Here is a 16,043-nt window from a genome sequence, read left to right as displayed (position 1 = left end):
ATACTCATCCCTTAAAGACCTTGTTGAGTATTTCGTGGAATTCGCCATCTGGTTCCGTGGGCATTAACTTCCTCCTTAACTCACGTAATTCCTCAAGGATTATCTTCCTTTCTATTGAGTCTATGAGGAGTCTAGTCGATATAACGGCGTCTGGATTCACCGATACGTAGTCGATACCAGCCCTCACCAGGAACTCCGTGATTTCTGGGTAAACCGATGGCGCCTGCCCACATATGCCAACGCTCTTATTCATTGCGTGAGCCCTCCTTATTATCTCATACATGGCCCTGAGTACCGCTGGTTCCCTCTCGTCGAAGTACCTCGGGTTTTGCCTAACTAATATGTCGTTATCCCTATCAACACCCATGATGAGTTGCGTTAGGTCATTACTGCCTATTGAGAAGCCATCAACGTACTTTGCGAAATCCTCGACGAGCAGGGCTATACTGGGTATTTCAGCCATTGCGTATACCTTGAAATCCCTATCTCTCCCGAGTCCCTCATCATTTAGTATCTCCATGAATTTCTCAAGTTCCCAGGGAGCTCTTACGAATGGCGCCATTACATGCACGTTGTTCAGGTTCATTTCCTCCCTAACCCTCTTGATAGCCCTAACCTCAAGCCTAAAGGCCTTCTCATACTCCCTACTTATGTACCTCGAAACACCCCCCCTCCAACCAAGCATTGGATTTCTCTCCTCAGGCTCGAACTTCTCACCACCAGTTAATTGCCTATACTCATTACTCTTAAAGTCACTAAACCTAACAATGACCGGCCTTGGGTATATGGCCTTGGCCACGTACGCAACGCCCTCGGCCAATTTATTGACGAACTTCTCCTCATTACCAATGCTTATTAAGTAAAGTGGGTGGTCACCGATGTAGCTGGAAAGCACGAATTCTATCCTCATTAAGCCAATACCGTCAAAGGGCAGGTCCTTATACTCATCGATTTTCTCGGGGACTCCAAGATTCATGTAGACGCCGGTCGCAGTCCTTATTGACTTGTAGATGTGAAGTATTATCTCGTTGGTGCTGGGCGCCGCGGCGGCTTGCACCTCCCTAGTGGCCTTCGCCTTACTTACTAATTCCTCGACCTCACCCTCATAGACCACGCCGTGCACAGCGTCTACTGTGTAGACCTCACCATCCTTAAGTACCGATGTTGCGTTACCAGTACCTACTATAGCCGGTATGCCCAGCTCTCTGGACACTATGGCTGCGTGACTCGTCATGCCGCCCTCATCAGTTATTATTGCCGATGCCATCTTCATGTACGGCACCCAGTCAGGGTTTGTCATTTTCGTCACTAATATGTCGCCCTTACTCATCTTAGCCCTGGCCTCCTCGGGGGGGGTTAAGCAAATCCTTACTCGACCCACGGCTATACCCGGGCTTGCGGCTATTCCCTTAATCACGGCCTTACCCGTGGTTGCCCTACCCTCGCTAATTGCCTTGGCCTTACCGCTACTGTATACGGTTTCAGGCCTCATCTGAACCACGTATATGTTACCCGAGTCTGAATCAATGACCCACTCAATGTCCAATGGATAGCCAACGCGGTTCTCAAGCTCAATACCCAACTTAGCTAGTGCGATTGCCTCGCATCGCTTAATGATGGTTTTTCTGCCAAGTCGCTTGGCACCTCAACGATCTTCGTTAACCCGGACTCATCTCTCGTAATCATTACGCCCTTCCTCGCCACAACCCTATCCTTAATTACTAACTTACTCTTATCTACAACCCACCTATCTGGAGTCACCATACCACCAACCACCGCCTCCCCCCAAGGCCCCCCCAGGAAGCCTCAATAACAACCTCGTTATTATCACCGGTTACTGGGTTTATCGTGAACATAACACCTGCCGCCTTGCTATTAACTAACTTCTGCACGATAACGGCCATGTAGGCCACGTCATGCGGTATATCCTTCTCATCCCTATACGCCAACGCCCTTGCATTATACGTACTAGCCCACACGTACTTAACATACCTGATTAAATCCTCGGTACCCCCCCTCACGTTGAGGTACGTATCCTGCTGACCCGCGAAACTAGCTGTCCACAGGTCTTCGGCACTGGCGCTCGACCTGACCGCAACCGCAATAGCATCCGTATTAAAGGACTTACTTAACTCCATGTATGCCCTAGATATCTCGTCATAAAGGTCCTTGGGAATGTCGGTATTTAGTATCAACTCCTTAATCCTCCTCTCAGCCTCCTCATACTCCTCAGGCCTTCCCTCCTTAACAACTTCATTGATTATATTGAGTACTCTATCCCTAAGTCCATTTACCGTCATGAAGTAATTAAATGCCTCAGTCGTTATCACAAAGCCGGGTGGTACGGGTATACCCATGAGAATTAATTTATTCAGATTGGCACCCTTACCGCCAAGTATTGATGGGTCCTTAACCTCCTCATTGAGCCAAACTATGAATTTATAATCCGCCACGGCCTAGCCATGTCCTGATTGCTTAAATAATTTGGTAAGGTAGATAATTACTATAATTTCAAAAATCGACTATTGCTAAATAGTATTCTGCGCAATTAACGAATTTAAATTAGCCCAGGGAGAGGAAGTTCTTCAGTATCTCCTTGCCCATTGGTGTGCCAACGCTTTCTGGTGGAATTGAACACCAAATATTGGGTAATCCCTATGCTGTACGGCCATGACTTCATTATCATCCTCAGAAACTGCGGTGACTATTAATTCGCTGGGTATATCATCTATTACGAGGCTGTGATACCTCATGCCCTCAATCCTGTCCGGCAACCCCCCCTGGAATATTGGCGATGGCCTTATCAACCTGATAATACTGGTTTTACCATGCTTTATCGTCCTAGCCCTCCTAATCCTGGCTCCAAAGGTGACGCCAATCACTTGATGACCAAGGCAAATACCCAGTATGGGTACCCTACCTCTGAAGTGCTGTATTACATCCCTGGATATGCCTATATCCCTGGGGGTTAAGTGGGCTGCCAGGGCCTGGCGATATTATTATGCCATTGGGCCTAAGTCTCTCGATTACCTTAACAGTGACCTCATCATTCCTAAAGACCAGTGGCTTGGCCCCCCCAAGCTCACCCACGTACTGGGCTATGTTATAGGTGAAGGAGTCATAATTGTCTATGATCACCACGAGCTCCATCACACCACCCCCCCCATGGCAATCTTCAAACTACCCAGCTTATGCTCGGTCTCCTGAAACTCAAGCTCAGGTACTGAGTCATAGACTATTCCAGCCCCCCCGCCTGTATCCTGGCTATGCCACTCATTAGGAATAAGGTCCTTATTATTATTGCGAATTCACCGCCACCGCCATGCATCAAACCAATGGCTCCTGCATAGGGTCCCCCCCTAGCCACGCCCTCGTACTTCGCGATCAACTCCATAGCCCTTGGCTTAGGCGCCCCCCCACTAACCGTACCGGCAGGAAACGTCGCAAATAGAGCATCAACAATATCATTACCGCGCTCTAGGACACCCTCAACCCTAGAAACCAGGTGTTGAACACTTTGGTACTTCTCAATGGCGTATAACTCCTTAACTCTAACCGTACCAAACCTACACACCCTGCCAATGTCATTCCTGGCGAGATCGACGAGCATCACGTGCTCCGCCCTATCCTTAATACTATTAATCAATTCCTCCTCAAGCCTCAAGTCATCAATTGGGTCCTTACCCCCCCTTGGTCGAGTCCCGGCTATTGGATGCGTCTCCACCCTATCACCATCAACCTTAACCAGCAGCTCAGGCTCGTACCAACTATGTACTTATCCCCCCCGAACTTGGTTATGTACATGTACGGTGATGGATTTAAATCGGCCAATCTCATGTATAGGCTCATCACATCACCCCTCACTGAGTAATCCTCGTACCTAGACAGGACTATTTGGAAAATCTCACCATTCCTAATATCCTCAAGCGAGGACTCAACCCACCTGATGAAGTCCTCCCTCCTGGTACCACCAACCTTACCAACTACCTCAAAGTCGTCTAAGTCCGCAGAGACATTACTAGGTAGTTCGCCCTTAACATAGCCCCCCCTACCCAGTAGGTTATCGTAAATAACCACGTTGCTCGGTATCACGAATTCGGCAATCGGCCACTGCGGCTCCTTAGGTAACTCCTTAAGTATGGCTCCATGTAAGCCACGGCCTCATAGGATAGATAGCCAAGGGCCATATCACCACTCTCAAACCTACCAAGTCTCTTAACCAATCCCTTTAATTCGCCGTATAAATCACCATCCCAATCAACCACCAGGTGCTCGGTAATTCCCCCCCACGCAACTATTGTGTACCTAGACCTCTCTGGAAAGCCTGGTCCACTCTCGAGTAGCGTCACAAAGTCCTCACCAGACTTAAGCAGGTGATTAGTGAGTTCCCTGGGTTTTGGCAGGTATTGAATAGGTATCTTCCTAACGGACACCCCCCCTAACCACCTCCGCGACCTTCCTCACTAACGCCTCATCCTTAATTCCAGGGCTTTTCTCAACCCCCCCCGAGCTAACATCGATTAAGAACGGCCTATAACTCATCACCAGGGACACATTATCTGGGTTTATACCACCAGCAACACCAACTTTAGGTATGGCACTGACCTCCCTTATCACGTCTAATGGCAGTTTGAGGCCATGTTCATATCTAATGAAGTTCGTTTTCGGTGCATCAATGAGTACGTACTCCACGTAATTAATCAACGCAAGCTTGGCGGCCTTATTAATTATTGAGTTATCACCCATGTATGTCAATACCGGTGCCAACTTAATACCAAGATCATGAACCAGGTCCATAACCTCGCCACTTGGCTCAAAGTCGCCATGGTACTGAAGGACGTCAAACCCAAGGTCATTAATCAATTTAACGGCATCAATAGGCTCAAGCCCTCCACGACACCGACTACCCTGACCCCCCCCTTAACCGTTTTTATTATTTCTCTGGCCACCTCATTGTTAACAAGCCTCGGTGTTGGTATCCTTGAATGCACTATTACGCCAACGTAATCAGCATAGTTACTAACCATTACAGCATCCCTAGCGTTAGTAACCCCCCCACAAATCTTAAGCAGCGTCATGACCTACTCACCCTGGCGAGCTCACTCACGTAGTTCCAAAAACCATCGTCTAGGTGTGACCTCACGTACTCAACACCATCCCTGGGATCCCTAACCATGCCTGCGACATATAGTGTAAACGCGGCATTAGCACTATGAAGTCCCTGGCCGCCTCATCCTCACCGGATATAGCCCGCCTAACCTTCTCAATGCTACTCAATGGACTTGAAACCCTAACCTCATCAATCCTATGAATGCCTAGCCCTAAGTCCCTGGGCTCAATGAAGTACTTATCCACATTACCCCCCTTAATCTCGATAACCATGGTCTTGCCGAAAACCGAAACCTCGTCAATCCCGGGCTCACCGTGAACGAGCACCGCATGCTCATAACCAAGCATTAGCGCCGCCTCAGCCATTCTATCCATTAACGAACTATCCGCAACACCAATTAACTGCCTAGTGAGTAGGGCTGGGTTTGCCAGCGGCCCTATTAGGTTGAATATTGTCCTAATGCCCAACTTCTTCCTTACGGGCATAACGTTTTTCATTGCTGGGTGATAGGCTGGGGCGAAGGCGAAGGCGAATCGATACTTAATCGCCATCTCAGCTGCCTTATTGGGTGGTAGGTTTATGTTGAAGCCCAACGCCTCAAGGAAGTCTGCACTGCCTGAGGTTGATGAAACGCTTCTATTGCCGTGCTTAATCACGTGGGCTCCCAGGTAAGCAGCCACCAACGCGGCTGCCGTGGACACATTGAGCGTTCCAAACCCATCACCTCCAGTGCCGGCGGTATCCACGTACTTACCCCCCCTATCATCTATTGGTATCCTGACGCAGAAGTCCCTGAGCGCCTTTGCAAAGCCGGCAATTTCACTAGACGCTTCACCCCCCCTCACCCTCAGGCCCATTAGTATTGCCGCTGATAACGCCTCATCAATGCTCGTTAGCATGCCCTTGGCGACCTCATAAGCCTCATCCACACTTAGGCTAATCCCCCCCTGGCTATTTTCTCGAGTACCTCCTTCATAGCCATCACTTCACATTACCATAAGCATCAACGTCGAGGAGGCCATGTCCCGATAAGTTGAAGAATATGACCGAGCCCTTGGGCATTCTCTTAGCCTCGTCAATCACAGCCCTTATTGCATGGGCAGACTCTGGAGCTGGTATTATGCCCTCAGTCCTAGCGAACAGCCTAGCCGCCTCCATGACCTCCTCCTGCCCATAAGCCCTCGCCTCAACAAGGCCCTCCCTAACTAACAATGATAGTGCTGGCGCCGCTCCGTGATATCTAAGTCCTGCTGCGTGTGTTGGTGGTGTACGTAGTCGTGGCCTAGGGTGAGCATCTTAACCATTGGTAGTAATCCGCCAGTGTCAGGGAAGTCGTACATATATCTGCCACTGGTTAACTTGGGCGCCGCCTTTGACTCCACCGCGAGGAACCTAGTCCTTTCAAAGCCCTCACCCCCCCTGAGTTTTGCACCTATCATTGGGAATGAGAAACCACTGAAGTTGCTACCACCGCCAACGCATCCAATTACCAGGTCTGGTTCCTCAGGCATTTGTTGCAGCACTTCCTGCCCAATCACCGTTTGATGGAGTATTACGAAGCCAAGAACACTACCTGGTATGTACTTCCTACCCTCACCCATTAACGTGAATTCAATCGCCTCTGTGATTGCTAGGCCCAGACTACCTGGGTGATCAGGCCTAGCCCTTAGTGCCTCCCTGCCATACTTCGTTAATTCACTGGACTTGGGTAAACCTCCGCGCCATAGGTCCTCATGAAGAGAACCCTCTGAGTCTTGTTGAAGTAGGAGTTCCTTGTCATGAATACCGTGGCCTTAACACCCAGCAACGCCGCAGCCAACGACACCGCCAAGCCCCCACTGACCCGCGCCAGTCTCTGTGACGACCTCCTTAGCCCCATCCTTAAGTGCGTAGTATACCTGAGGTATTGCCGTATTTAATTTATGGGAACCAGTCGGTAACGCACCCTCGAATTTATAGTAAATCCTAACGCCATTACCCAACGCCCTCTCAAGCCCATAGGCCCTCCTAAACGGTGTTGGCCTACCCATTCTCTCGTAAAGTTCCCTAACCTCGTCGGGTATCGGCACGTACCTAAGCGGCGTGAATTCCTGATCAATTAACTCACTGGGTAGTATCCTCATGAGCAGGGCAATCCTTGAATCAGCCTCATAGGGATCAATGGGTGGCGGCAGTGGCTTTGGCAGGTCCACGTTTATATTATACCAATAATGCGGTATCATCACGGCAGACCACCCCTAAGCTTCGCCATGAATTCCGTGCAGGCCCTCTGATCATTTAACTTATCAACAAGTGCTGTTCCAACGACAACGGCATCGGCACCTGCGTTAATAACGAGCCTAACCATCTCAGGGGGGGTGTTTATTGCGAAGCCCGCGATGAGCGTAACATCGTCAACGAGCTTCCTGACCTCCCTAACATTCCTCTCAATATAAAGCGGTAGCTTTATCCCTGTAGCCGCATATAGGCCTAGGTATATGAATAGCGGTTCGTACTTAACTAGCATGGAAATTAACCTATGCGGCGTATTGCTTGAGACGAAGAATGTGGGCCTTAGTGAGTAATTCCTCATTGCATCTACGTAGCTCTCAAGAAGGTCTATATGCTCGAATAACAGGTCTGGGAATAATACGGAGGATGCGCCAACCTCATTGGCTATTTCAGCCACGAGCTCCATATTACTCACGTAGTCCTCAACATAGCCCATGAGTATTGTTGGTACGTCACCATATCTGGCAACCTTAACTGCATCCAAGCCCTTGAGCTCAGAGGCGAAGTGGGTCTTTCTTATAACGGGGCCATCGTACTTCGGGTTTTGTGTTGGTATTCCTATTTCAAGGAAGTCCGAGACATTCGATAGGCACTTAACCGCATTTAGGAATGTTTCTTTGCTTGGGTATGTGGCTGTTACGTACGCGCCCAGGCCCGGTTTCCTTATGACCATTGGGGGGCATGGAACCCACCAACGCACTTGCTGGGTGGGTGTTTAAAAGCTTTATGTATGCCTTGTTCGTAAGTAATTATTATCGACCAAGAAGTATTTACTCATACATATGATATGTAGATCAGGAAATGCTTATATTTTAATCCCATGGATTCGTTGCTGTGGACTTCCTAAGCACCATTAGCGAATTAACCAGGAGGCGCGTAGAGGCGCTTACGGCTAGTATTAAGGCTCCAAGTATGATTAAGGCAATTGAGAAACGTAATTCTGAGGGTTACCTAGCCCTAATAGCCGAGTATAAGAGGGCTAGCCCAAGTGGTGTCATTAGGCTTGACCTTGACCCATGGACTTACTTCAACACCGTTGGCAAATACGCCACTGGATTCAGCGTCTTAGTGGAGCCGATATACTTCCTTGGTTCGCCTGAGTTCATCAAGGTGGCCCTTACCTACGGTAAGCCGGTGCTGTATAAGGACTTCGTAATTAGTAGGGAGCAGATTAAGGAGGCTAGGAGGTTAGGCGTGAGCTCAGTACTGCTCATTAAGAGACTCCTGGGCGATGCACTTTGGGACCTGGTGGATTACGCAATTAGCCTTGGGCTTGAGCCACTCATTGAGGTTGATAATGAGGTTGATGCATTAGACGTGGTTAATAAGGACAGGTGTAATGCTTGGAATAAACTCTAGGGATTTAGGCGATCTATCGGTGTCCCTGGATAGGGCTGTCTCGATAATTAGAGCCGTTAGGGGGGGTAAGGCCAATATAGTAGTCGCGGAAAGCGGCGTTAAGACCGTTAATGACGCTTTGAAACTTGCTAAGGAGGGTGCTAACGCCGTGCTTGTTGGTACGGCATTAATGAGAGATGCGGAACTTGCTAAGGACTTATCAAGTGTAGCTATTAAATAGTGTATCAATTATTAAATTGACGACTTGCGCAGTATAATCGGTACCAGCCCTCCTTAGTTCATTTAGGTTAATGCTAATCACCTCACCATTAACATTACCTGCGTATTTAGTTACAAGTTCTCTACTTGGGGGGGCATTAACAATAATCTTCCTGGCACTCAATGCCTCCTGGTTATCCCTGAGCAACCTAACATCAAGGAATACGGCGATCTCCGGATTCATTACGGGACCCCTCACGTGAATAGGCTCCTTGGAAACCCTCACGTGAATCTTTGCCAGAGTCTCTCTACGCTCGGGATCATACTCAGGGTATGAAATCACGTAGAATCCCTGCCTAATCAACCTTTGAACCAATTGATCAGCCACCGCGTGTACTCCATCCCCACTTTTACCGTAAAATATTATTTCACGTACCTCGGGCATACCATTCTCTTGATATTCTAATTTTAATAAAAAGATTTGTATGAATTCTTAAGGAATTATAATTAAGAATTTCGTCAATAGCAGAAGGCCTAATTAATAATCCGTTAATTACTAAACCAACTTAATATCAGCACCCAACCTCTCCAGGTCCCAAATGAATGTTGGCCAGGACTTACTGACACCCTCCCAATTAATGATCGTCACAGGTTCCCTAGCGGATAAAGCACCGATAACGCCCATCATCGCTATCCTATGATCGTTTAGAGCATCGATTTCACAACCACCCTTAATCTCATGAGCACCCTCTACCTCGATAACGCCATTAGTCTCATTAATATTCACGCCAGCGCCAAGGCACTTAAGGACTGCGGCAATGCCCCTAAGTCTATTGCTCTCCTTATACATTAAGTGACTGACACCGGATATCCTCGACTTACCCTGAACCCTCGCGAGTAGGAGTGCTAGAGGCATTACAATGTCCGGCGAATCACTTAAGTCGGCATTTAATGGCTTTAGCGCTTTAATAGAGGAGCCCTTAACCATTACCGAGTCCTCATACTCCTCAATCTCCACGCCAATCTCCCTGGCATACCTAATGAATGAGTACTCGCTCTCAACGGCCCTATCTCTACGTAGGTTTGTTATCCTTAAGTCAATGCCGGTTAGTACGGAGAGGGCTATGTAGTACGCGGCCAATGAGTAGTCACCAGGTATTACGAACTCCTCATTAACAGCCCTAAACTCTTGGGATCCACTTACGTATATCGTATCGTCACTCCTCTCCGCATTTATGCCGAAGTCCTTAAGTACGCTTATCGTCGTATCTATGTATGGGCGTGACTTTATGGGTGGCTTAATACTTACCTCAATGCCGCCCTCGGTGAGTGGTGCGAGGTAAAGGAGAGCCGATATGTACTGTGAACTCACTGAGCCACTAATCATTACATAGCCACCAACTAACTTACCACCAACAACCCTGATTATACTCCCTAACCTATCAACTTGGCACCTAGGTTCTTGAGTGCACTTAGTAACTCGTCCATTGGTCTACCAATGAGTGAGCCCCTCGGCATTAATAGTGTCGTTCCATCAATGCCTGAGTAAACTCCTGTTAGTACCCTAAGCGTGAATCCACTTTCACCAACATCAATCACCCTAAACCTCTCCATCGTTATCCCACGCCGAGTCCTCACGTAGTCATCCTTAACCTCAATCTCTGAGATGGGCTTGACCCCCCCCTAATCATAGACCATGTATCATCACCCCAATTCAACTTCCTGAGCGATACCCAAGTCCTCGAGAGGGATGAGGCGAGAAGGTACCTAAGCGTTAACGCCTTAGATGGCGGAGCCTCGACAATGCCTTCCCGAGCCTTAAAGCCATTAATGATTAACTTGCCCATTCATCACCACTAGTACCCTGAGGTAAAAAGTTTTGTGTACCCTCACGAATTAATGAGCTTCAGAGCAGCATCCATTATTGACTCCTCATCAAGCCCATAAAACCTAAGCAACTCCTCCTCAGATCTACCCCCCCAATGTCCATAACCATCAACACCGAGTATCTTAACCCTAGCAAAACCACTCACTAACTCAGTAATTGCTGAACCAAGGCCGCCCCTTGGTGAGTGTTCCTCAACGACGATTATATTCCCAACCCTACGGGCTATTTTAACCACAGCGTCGATATTGATGGGCTTGATCGTCGGTACGTTATAAACGCCCATCTTAATGCCCATCCTCCTTAACTCTAGGGCGGCTCTCACGGCATTATAAAGTGGCGGTCCATAACCCATGACGACTATGTCATCGCCATCGATTAGCTCGTAGATCTCGCCAATCCTGAATTCGTAATCCATATCCATGGTTATCGGCGGTGAGTAATCACGGCCAACCCTAACGTAGACAGGGCCCTTATACTCAATGACCTTGGGTATTATCCTCTCCACATCCCACGCATCCGCGGGCGCCACAACGACCATGTTACTAAGCGTCCTCATTAACGCTACATCCTCAAGCGCCTGGTGACTTGGCCCATCAGCAAAGTCGCTCAAACCAGCGTGCGTCGCTATGAGCTTCACATTAAGGTTCATCCTCCCAATGAATTCCTAATCTGTTCCCAACCCCCCCTCATCATGAACATTGCGTAGGCCATGGCAACCGGCACGTAACCCCCCAGGGCGAGCCCAACGGTGACCCCAATCAAGTCCTGCTCAGAGATGCCAACGTTGAAGTACCTATCTGGGAATCTCTCGCCGAAGTACCTAGCCCTAGTTGACTCGCCAACGTCAGCTGTAACAATAACGAGCCTATCATTATCCTCACCAAGCCTAGCTAATGTCATTCCCAGGGCTTCCCTCATTGAGAACTGCGGTCTTGGCGGTGGATTTAGCGTCTGCTTGCCCGTGTTCTCGAGGTTCCTTACACCCCTACCCCCCCTAATGGTGCTTAGGAATACTACCGTCGGCTTGCCCTTAACCTCACGTGCCTTAGTGATGAGCCTAACAATATCCTCATAATCATGACCATTACCATAAAGCACATTCCAACCGATTGCCTCAAAGACCTTGGCATAATTAATGGGTTTTATCGTACCCACAGGACCATCTAATTGATAACCATTTAAACTAATGATTACCACCAGATTATCTAGGCCGTACTTAACAGCCGTCATTGCCGCCTCCCAGGACTGACCCTCATTCAATTCACCATCACCCATCAGCACATAAACAATGCCGTCATGGCAACCCCCCCTGACTCTATTTGCCAGGGCTAACCCCCCCACGCCCATGCTAAGCCCCCCCTGACCTAGCGAACCAGTTGTGGCGTCTATGTATGGCAGGTCCATATTATCCGCATGCGTTGATATGCTTGAAGATAGTTGATTAATTTCCATGAACCTCTCCGCAGGATTAATCCCTCAACAGTCAATATAGCATACAGAGCCGGTGCTACATGACCAATACTAAGTATGAACCAATCCCTACAATCACCATCCCTCCTCATAATCCTGATGAGGACATTAATTATATCTAACGCAGCCAGCGAGGAACCCAGGTGAATGTACGGAAACTCCCTATCCAACCTAATCAGCAGGTCCCTAGCCCTATCCCTAACCTCCGCAAGCCTATTCACATCAATTAATGTCCTCGATCCATTAATCACCATTGGAAGTCCTGGTATTCCATACGGATTACGGGACATTTAACAAATATTTAAGGATTATCCTAACCTATATTCTCTATATTCTCAATAACGTACTCCGTAGGAACTCACGAAACTAAATACCGAGTCTCAACCAACCTAGTAACTATGTAGTAACCCCAGGTATTCCTTATATAATCTATAAATGGCCCCCCCTCCTCACCCGGCTTAAACACTGCATATATTGCGGGCCCATTACCACTCACACCCGATGCCACGGCACCAAGCCTCAGTGCAGCGCCTATGGTCTCTAGGGCATTGTAATAACCCAAGGACTCAGCAACGAGGATCCCATTTATTGTGGCTGCCTCCATAGATCACCATCGAGCGCCATATTAAACAATGCCTGATAAAGCCCCCCCGATAAAGCCCTCAACCTATCAATGCCCTGCAGGTTCTTTCTAACCTTGTAACCAGTTATGACTACCGTAAGTGGATCCGGGCTTAACTGCTTAATTATTCTTAATGACTTATTATCAGTGAGCACAATGCCCCCAAGCACCGCCGCTGATGCATCATCAAAGGCGCCAGTTATTGATGAACCATGAGCTGGTAGTCTCGGCAGTTAATTTAGCAGCCTCCACGGGATCGGCACTTCCCCCCCTAAGTGAACTTAGTAAGCCGTATATTATACCCACGGCAACGGCACTATTGCTCTTAAGGCCGCTGCCCGGCGGAACCTCACTATTAACCTCGACACATACGTCATACCCCCCAGCCCAAGTTTACTCCTCAGGTAATTAATAACGAAGCCGACAAAATCACTCATCCCGCAGTGACCCTCCTTAACCCTAACCCTAACCTTGAGGTCTACGGCGGCTGTGCCCCCCCGAGCCACGCTGGTACTGCGTTAATTATAGATATACCTCCATAAGTTATGTATTCCATGCCCGTAAATCCCATGATCTATTTAGTATTGGCATTTAGTAACAATATTTTTAAATTTCTAAGTATTAATACCTAGTAATGTCTACATGGGACAAACTACTAACGAGTAAGCCCGTGCTCGTGTGCGCCGTGCCTCTAAAAAAGCCGGCCTTTTATTACCTACCCACATCCTGCGAAGCCGTGGAGCTTAGGCTTGATTACATGGAGAATCTAGGCCTGACCCCCCCGGAGGTTAAGAAGGTCATTGAGGATTACGTATCACATTACCCAACAATAATTACCGTGAGGGAGCGTGAGGAGGGTGGTGGACGCGCGGTGAGTCCTGAGGTTAAGTATGGAATTCTCGAGTTTAGTAAGGGTGTTGGTGCAGTGCCTGATATCGAGGTTGATTTACTGATTAAATACCCCCCCAACATGTATGGTGATATTGCCGAGGGCTCGATACTCTCGAGGCACGTATTTAGTAGGGATGTGAATGCGTATGAATTGGCGGTTAAGGATCTCGATACTGCGAGAAGGTTTAAGGCATTAATATACAAGGTCTTCTCAATAAATGATAATGACTTCCTAAACCTACTAAGGCTGCTTGATGTAGGTGATGTTAATGTTGCCGTGATACCGAGAAACCCAACGTATAGGGCTATCTCGATAATGATGGGTTCAGCCTCATGTACTGCTCAGTACGCGGAAAGACAGGGCCTGGTCAATTAAGTATTGGCCTATGTAATAAGGTTAAGTTGCTTAAGAACTCGTTATCGATGTTCAATAAGGAGTGAATCGAGAATTAAATCGAGCCATTACGCAATTTCTCAAGCACGTCATACCAGGTTGGCTCTCTAAATGGGCCGAGCCAAATCTTATCAGCCTCAATTGCCTGCCTAACCAGTATCTCAAGGCCATCAATATACGGTATGGACCTTTCACTAGCCAGCCTTATTAAGCCCGTAACACCGCCCGGCTTATACGCCAGGTCAAGCACAAGCCCAGCACCAGTATTCCCTGGGTCTATTGGAAAGTCTCCGTTAATACCCAATGGCGTGGCATTAACAAGCAACTGCACCTTAATGCTAGTATTCCGTTGGAAATCGAGAACCACGCAATCAACACCCCAGGAGTTAATTAATGAGCATAATTCACGGCCTCTCTCCGCTGTCCTATTCATAACGTAGACCTTAGAACACCCAAGGTCCCTAAGAGCTAGCGCTACCGCCCTGGCAACACCACCTGCGCCAACGATTAAGGCATCACCACCCGAGTAACCCCCCCTATCACTCAGCGCCTGCTTAATGGCCATGTAGTCAGTGTTGTATCCCAACAACTCACCATCTCTATTAACCACCGTATTAACACTACCGAGCTCCCTAACCGGCCCTACGGTATCATCTATCAACTCCACAATGGCTACCTTATGCGGTGTGGTTACGTTAAACCCACTTAGTGAATCCCTAGCGAACTCAACAAAACTCCTCAACCTAACCGGCGATACCCTAAATGGTACGTAAACCGCATCCACCCCCCCCAATGCCCTGAACACGTAATTATGTATATTGGGTGATAATGTGTAGTCGAGTGGGTAACCAATTACGGCATAGATCTGCATTCGCTAATCACCAACTCAGTCAACTCCTTAATACTTACCCTAACCACATCCCACCTACCCACGTCCGTAACCACGGGAAGTTTTATGAAATCACCACTCCTCTTCTTATCCCTCAACATCGCACTTACGAGCCTATTCACGTCAATGTTGGCCTCATTAATTAGGTTAAACATGGATAATGCATTTATTAGTAGGTTAGGCACGTCCCTAGGCGTGTAGCCCAGCTTAACGCCAACGCGGGCCTCGCACACCATGCCAAGCGCCACCGCCCTGCCGTGGCTAATTGAGAAGTTTGTCGCAGACTCTATGGCGTGGCCCACGGTATGTCCATAATTAAGAATAGCCCTTACACCGCCCTTATCCAGTTCATCAGCCTCAACAATGCTTGCCTTATCCCTCAACGATTTGTGGATAACATACTCAAGGAGTGTGCGGTCCCTATTAATCAATCCATCGGCATTACCCATCACCCTATTAAGTAATTCCTTATCCATCGTCACGCCATACTTAATAACCTCTGCAAAGCCATCGAGGTAATTAGGCATTGGCAGTGAGTCTAGGAAGGATAAGTCAATTATTATATACCTAGGTTGCCTAATGACCCCAATCACATTCTTGAGACCCAGGGCGTTAACGCCCGTTTTACCGCCGAGGGATGCGTCAACCATGGACAGCATGGTTGTTGGTACATTAACATAGTCAACACCCCCCCTCAGGTATATTGATGCGGAGAAGCCGACGACATCGAGGACGCTCCCACCCCCCCCAATGCCTATGAATAGGCCGTCCCTATCAATACCCATCTCATGCGCACTCCTCACGATACTTAGCGCTGTCTCGATGCTCTTACCCTCCTCACCATCTACTATCGGAATCACTGGGCAAGCAATCTTAACCATATTAGCAATACTCCTTGAAGCATACGCAACGCATCCCGTGTAATCCCTAGTAATCCTTTCCAGGGCCTCG

16 protein-coding genes and 8 pseudogenes are annotated in these 16,043 nt (G+C 48.2%); 2 read left to right on the top strand and 22 right to left on the bottom strand.

Features of this window, described 5'->3' with window-relative positions; all coding sequences use genetic code 11:
• Positions 1–4: 4 nt before the first annotated feature.
• The 10 genes and pseudogenes from ppsA to trpA form a co-directional block, all read right to left on the bottom strand.
• Positions 5–2,453, bottom strand: a pseudogene (ppsA, locus tag JCM11217_RS11370) (phosphoenolpyruvate synthase).
• 109 nt (positions 2,454–2,562) lie between these two features.
• A pseudogene (locus tag JCM11217_RS11365) lies at positions 2,563–3,150 on the bottom strand (aminodeoxychorismate/anthranilate synthase component II).
• Positions 3,150–4,433: pseudogene (locus tag JCM11217_RS11360) on the bottom strand (chorismate-binding protein). The pseudogenes JCM11217_RS11365 and JCM11217_RS11360 overlap by 1 nt, the downstream one beginning before the upstream one ends.
• Positions 4,423–4,863, bottom strand: a complete 441-nt coding sequence (locus tag JCM11217_RS11355) for a hypothetical protein (protein ID WP_054842971.1) — start codon at positions 4,861–4,863, stop codon at positions 4,423–4,425. Before JCM11217_RS11355 ends, JCM11217_RS11360 begins: the two are co-directional and overlap by 11 nt.
• Positions 4,860–5,078, bottom strand: a complete 219-nt coding sequence (locus JCM11217_RS11350; protein WP_054842970.1) for a hypothetical protein — start codon at positions 5,076–5,078, stop codon at positions 4,860–4,862. The genes JCM11217_RS11355 and JCM11217_RS11350 overlap by 4 nt, the downstream gene beginning before the upstream one ends.
• Before the next feature lie 61 nt (positions 5,079–5,139).
• Complete coding sequence (gene trpD / locus JCM11217_RS11345) at positions 5,140–6,039, bottom strand: anthranilate phosphoribosyltransferase (RefSeq protein WP_243679327.1); 900 nt, start codon at positions 6,037–6,039, stop codon at positions 5,140–5,142.
• A 52-nt stretch (positions 6,040–6,091) separates the two neighbouring features.
• Positions 6,092–6,711: pseudogene (locus JCM11217_RS16870) on the bottom strand (pyridoxal-phosphate dependent enzyme).
• A gap of 89 nt (positions 6,712–6,800) precedes the next feature.
• Positions 6,801–6,941, bottom strand: coding sequence for a hypothetical protein (locus tag JCM11217_RS16865; RefSeq protein ID WP_243679326.1), 141 nt, complete (start codon positions 6,939–6,941; stop codon positions 6,801–6,803).
• Positions 6,904–7,332, bottom strand: coding sequence for a pyridoxal-phosphate dependent enzyme (locus tag JCM11217_RS16860; protein ID WP_243679354.1), 429 nt, complete (start codon positions 7,330–7,332; stop codon positions 6,904–6,906). Before JCM11217_RS16860 ends, JCM11217_RS16865 begins: the two co-directional genes overlap by 38 nt.
• A complete protein-coding gene (gene trpA, locus JCM11217_RS11335; protein WP_054842993.1) occupies positions 7,332–8,054 on the bottom strand; it encodes a tryptophan synthase subunit alpha in 723 nt (240 codons plus the stop codon). Before trpA ends, JCM11217_RS16860 begins: the two co-directional genes overlap by 1 nt.
• A gap of 239 nt (positions 8,055–8,293) precedes the next feature.
• Between trpA and JCM11217_RS11330 the strand changes: the two are divergent.
• Positions 8,294–8,960 (top strand): annotated as a pseudogene (locus JCM11217_RS11330) (indole-3-glycerol-phosphate synthase).
• Here JCM11217_RS11330 and JCM11217_RS11325 read toward each other — a convergent pair.
• The 10 genes and pseudogenes from JCM11217_RS11325 to JCM11217_RS16825 form a co-directional block, all read right to left on the bottom strand.
• Positions 8,940–9,326 (bottom strand): 2-oxoacid:acceptor oxidoreductase family protein, encoded by a 387-nt coding sequence (locus JCM11217_RS11325; protein ID WP_243679325.1) that lies wholly within the window; start codon positions 9,324–9,326, stop codon positions 8,940–8,942. The pseudogene JCM11217_RS11330 and the gene JCM11217_RS11325 sit on opposite strands and share 21 nt — an antisense overlap.
• Before the next feature lie 168 nt (positions 9,327–9,494).
• Positions 9,495–10,552, bottom strand: a pseudogene (locus tag JCM11217_RS11320) (3-phosphoshikimate 1-carboxyvinyltransferase).
• A 20-nt stretch (positions 10,553–10,572) separates the two neighbouring features.
• A complete protein-coding gene (locus JCM11217_RS16855) occupies positions 10,573–10,785 on the bottom strand; it encodes a hypothetical protein (RefSeq protein ID WP_243679324.1) in 213 nt (70 codons plus the stop codon).
• A 42-nt stretch (positions 10,786–10,827) separates the two neighbouring features.
• Positions 10,828–11,178 carry a transketolase C-terminal domain-containing protein gene (locus JCM11217_RS16850; protein WP_243679353.1) on the bottom strand — a complete coding sequence of 117 codons (351 nt, stop codon included), beginning with the start codon at positions 11,176–11,178 and terminating at the stop codon, positions 10,828–10,830.
• A 150-nt stretch (positions 11,179–11,328) separates the two neighbouring features.
• Positions 11,329–12,230, bottom strand: a pseudogene (locus JCM11217_RS16845) (transketolase); the annotation flags it as partial.
• Positions 12,212–12,586 (bottom strand): hypothetical protein, encoded by a 375-nt coding sequence (locus JCM11217_RS11310; protein WP_054842968.1) that lies wholly within the window; start codon positions 12,584–12,586, stop codon positions 12,212–12,214. The pseudogene JCM11217_RS16845 and the gene JCM11217_RS11310, both read right to left, overlap by 19 nt.
• 68 nt (positions 12,587–12,654) lie before the next feature.
• Positions 12,655–12,900: a hypothetical protein gene (locus JCM11217_RS16840; RefSeq protein ID WP_243679323.1), complete on the bottom strand. Its 246-nt coding sequence runs from the start codon at positions 12,898–12,900 to the stop codon at positions 12,655–12,657.
• Positions 12,882–13,088, bottom strand: coding sequence for a hypothetical protein (locus JCM11217_RS16835; RefSeq protein ID WP_243679322.1), 207 nt, complete (start codon positions 13,086–13,088; stop codon positions 12,882–12,884). The genes JCM11217_RS16840 and JCM11217_RS16835 overlap by 19 nt, the downstream gene beginning before the upstream one ends.
• A gap of 16 nt (positions 13,089–13,104) precedes the next feature.
• Positions 13,105–13,239: pseudogene (locus tag JCM11217_RS16830) on the bottom strand (hypothetical protein); the annotation flags it as partial.
• On the bottom strand, positions 13,215–13,424 hold the full coding sequence (locus JCM11217_RS16825; protein ID WP_243679321.1) for a hypothetical protein: 210 nt from the start codon (positions 13,422–13,424) through the stop codon (positions 13,215–13,217). The pseudogene JCM11217_RS16830 and the gene JCM11217_RS16825, both read right to left, overlap by 25 nt.
• A 128-nt stretch (positions 13,425–13,552) precedes the next feature.
• Between JCM11217_RS16825 and JCM11217_RS11300 the strand changes: the two genes are divergently transcribed.
• Positions 13,553–14,185 carry a type I 3-dehydroquinate dehydratase gene (locus tag JCM11217_RS11300; RefSeq protein WP_243679320.1) on the top strand — a complete coding sequence of 211 codons (633 nt, stop codon included), beginning with the start codon at positions 13,553–13,555 and terminating at the stop codon, positions 14,183–14,185.
• Positions 14,186–14,258: 73 nt separating this feature from the next.
• Here the strand turns inward: JCM11217_RS11300 and JCM11217_RS11295 are convergent, their stop codons facing one another.
• Together JCM11217_RS11295 and JCM11217_RS11290 are read right to left on the bottom strand one after the other, a co-directional pair.
• Positions 14,259–15,074: a shikimate dehydrogenase gene (locus JCM11217_RS11295; protein WP_054842967.1), complete on the bottom strand. Its 816-nt coding sequence runs from the start codon at positions 15,072–15,074 to the stop codon at positions 14,259–14,261.
• Positions 15,056–16,043 (bottom strand): 3-dehydroquinate synthase family protein (locus JCM11217_RS11290; RefSeq protein ID WP_054842966.1); only part of this gene is annotated, 988 nt, incomplete at its 5' end. The genes JCM11217_RS11290 and JCM11217_RS11295, both read right to left, overlap by 19 nt.

The sequence above is a fragment of the Vulcanisaeta distributa JCM 11217 genome (assembly GCF_001316005.1).
GTDB classification, from domain to species: Archaea; Thermoproteota; Thermoprotei; order Thermoproteales; family Thermocladiaceae; genus Vulcanisaeta; species Vulcanisaeta distributa_B.
This window is presented reverse-complemented; position numbering and strand designations above follow the sequence as displayed.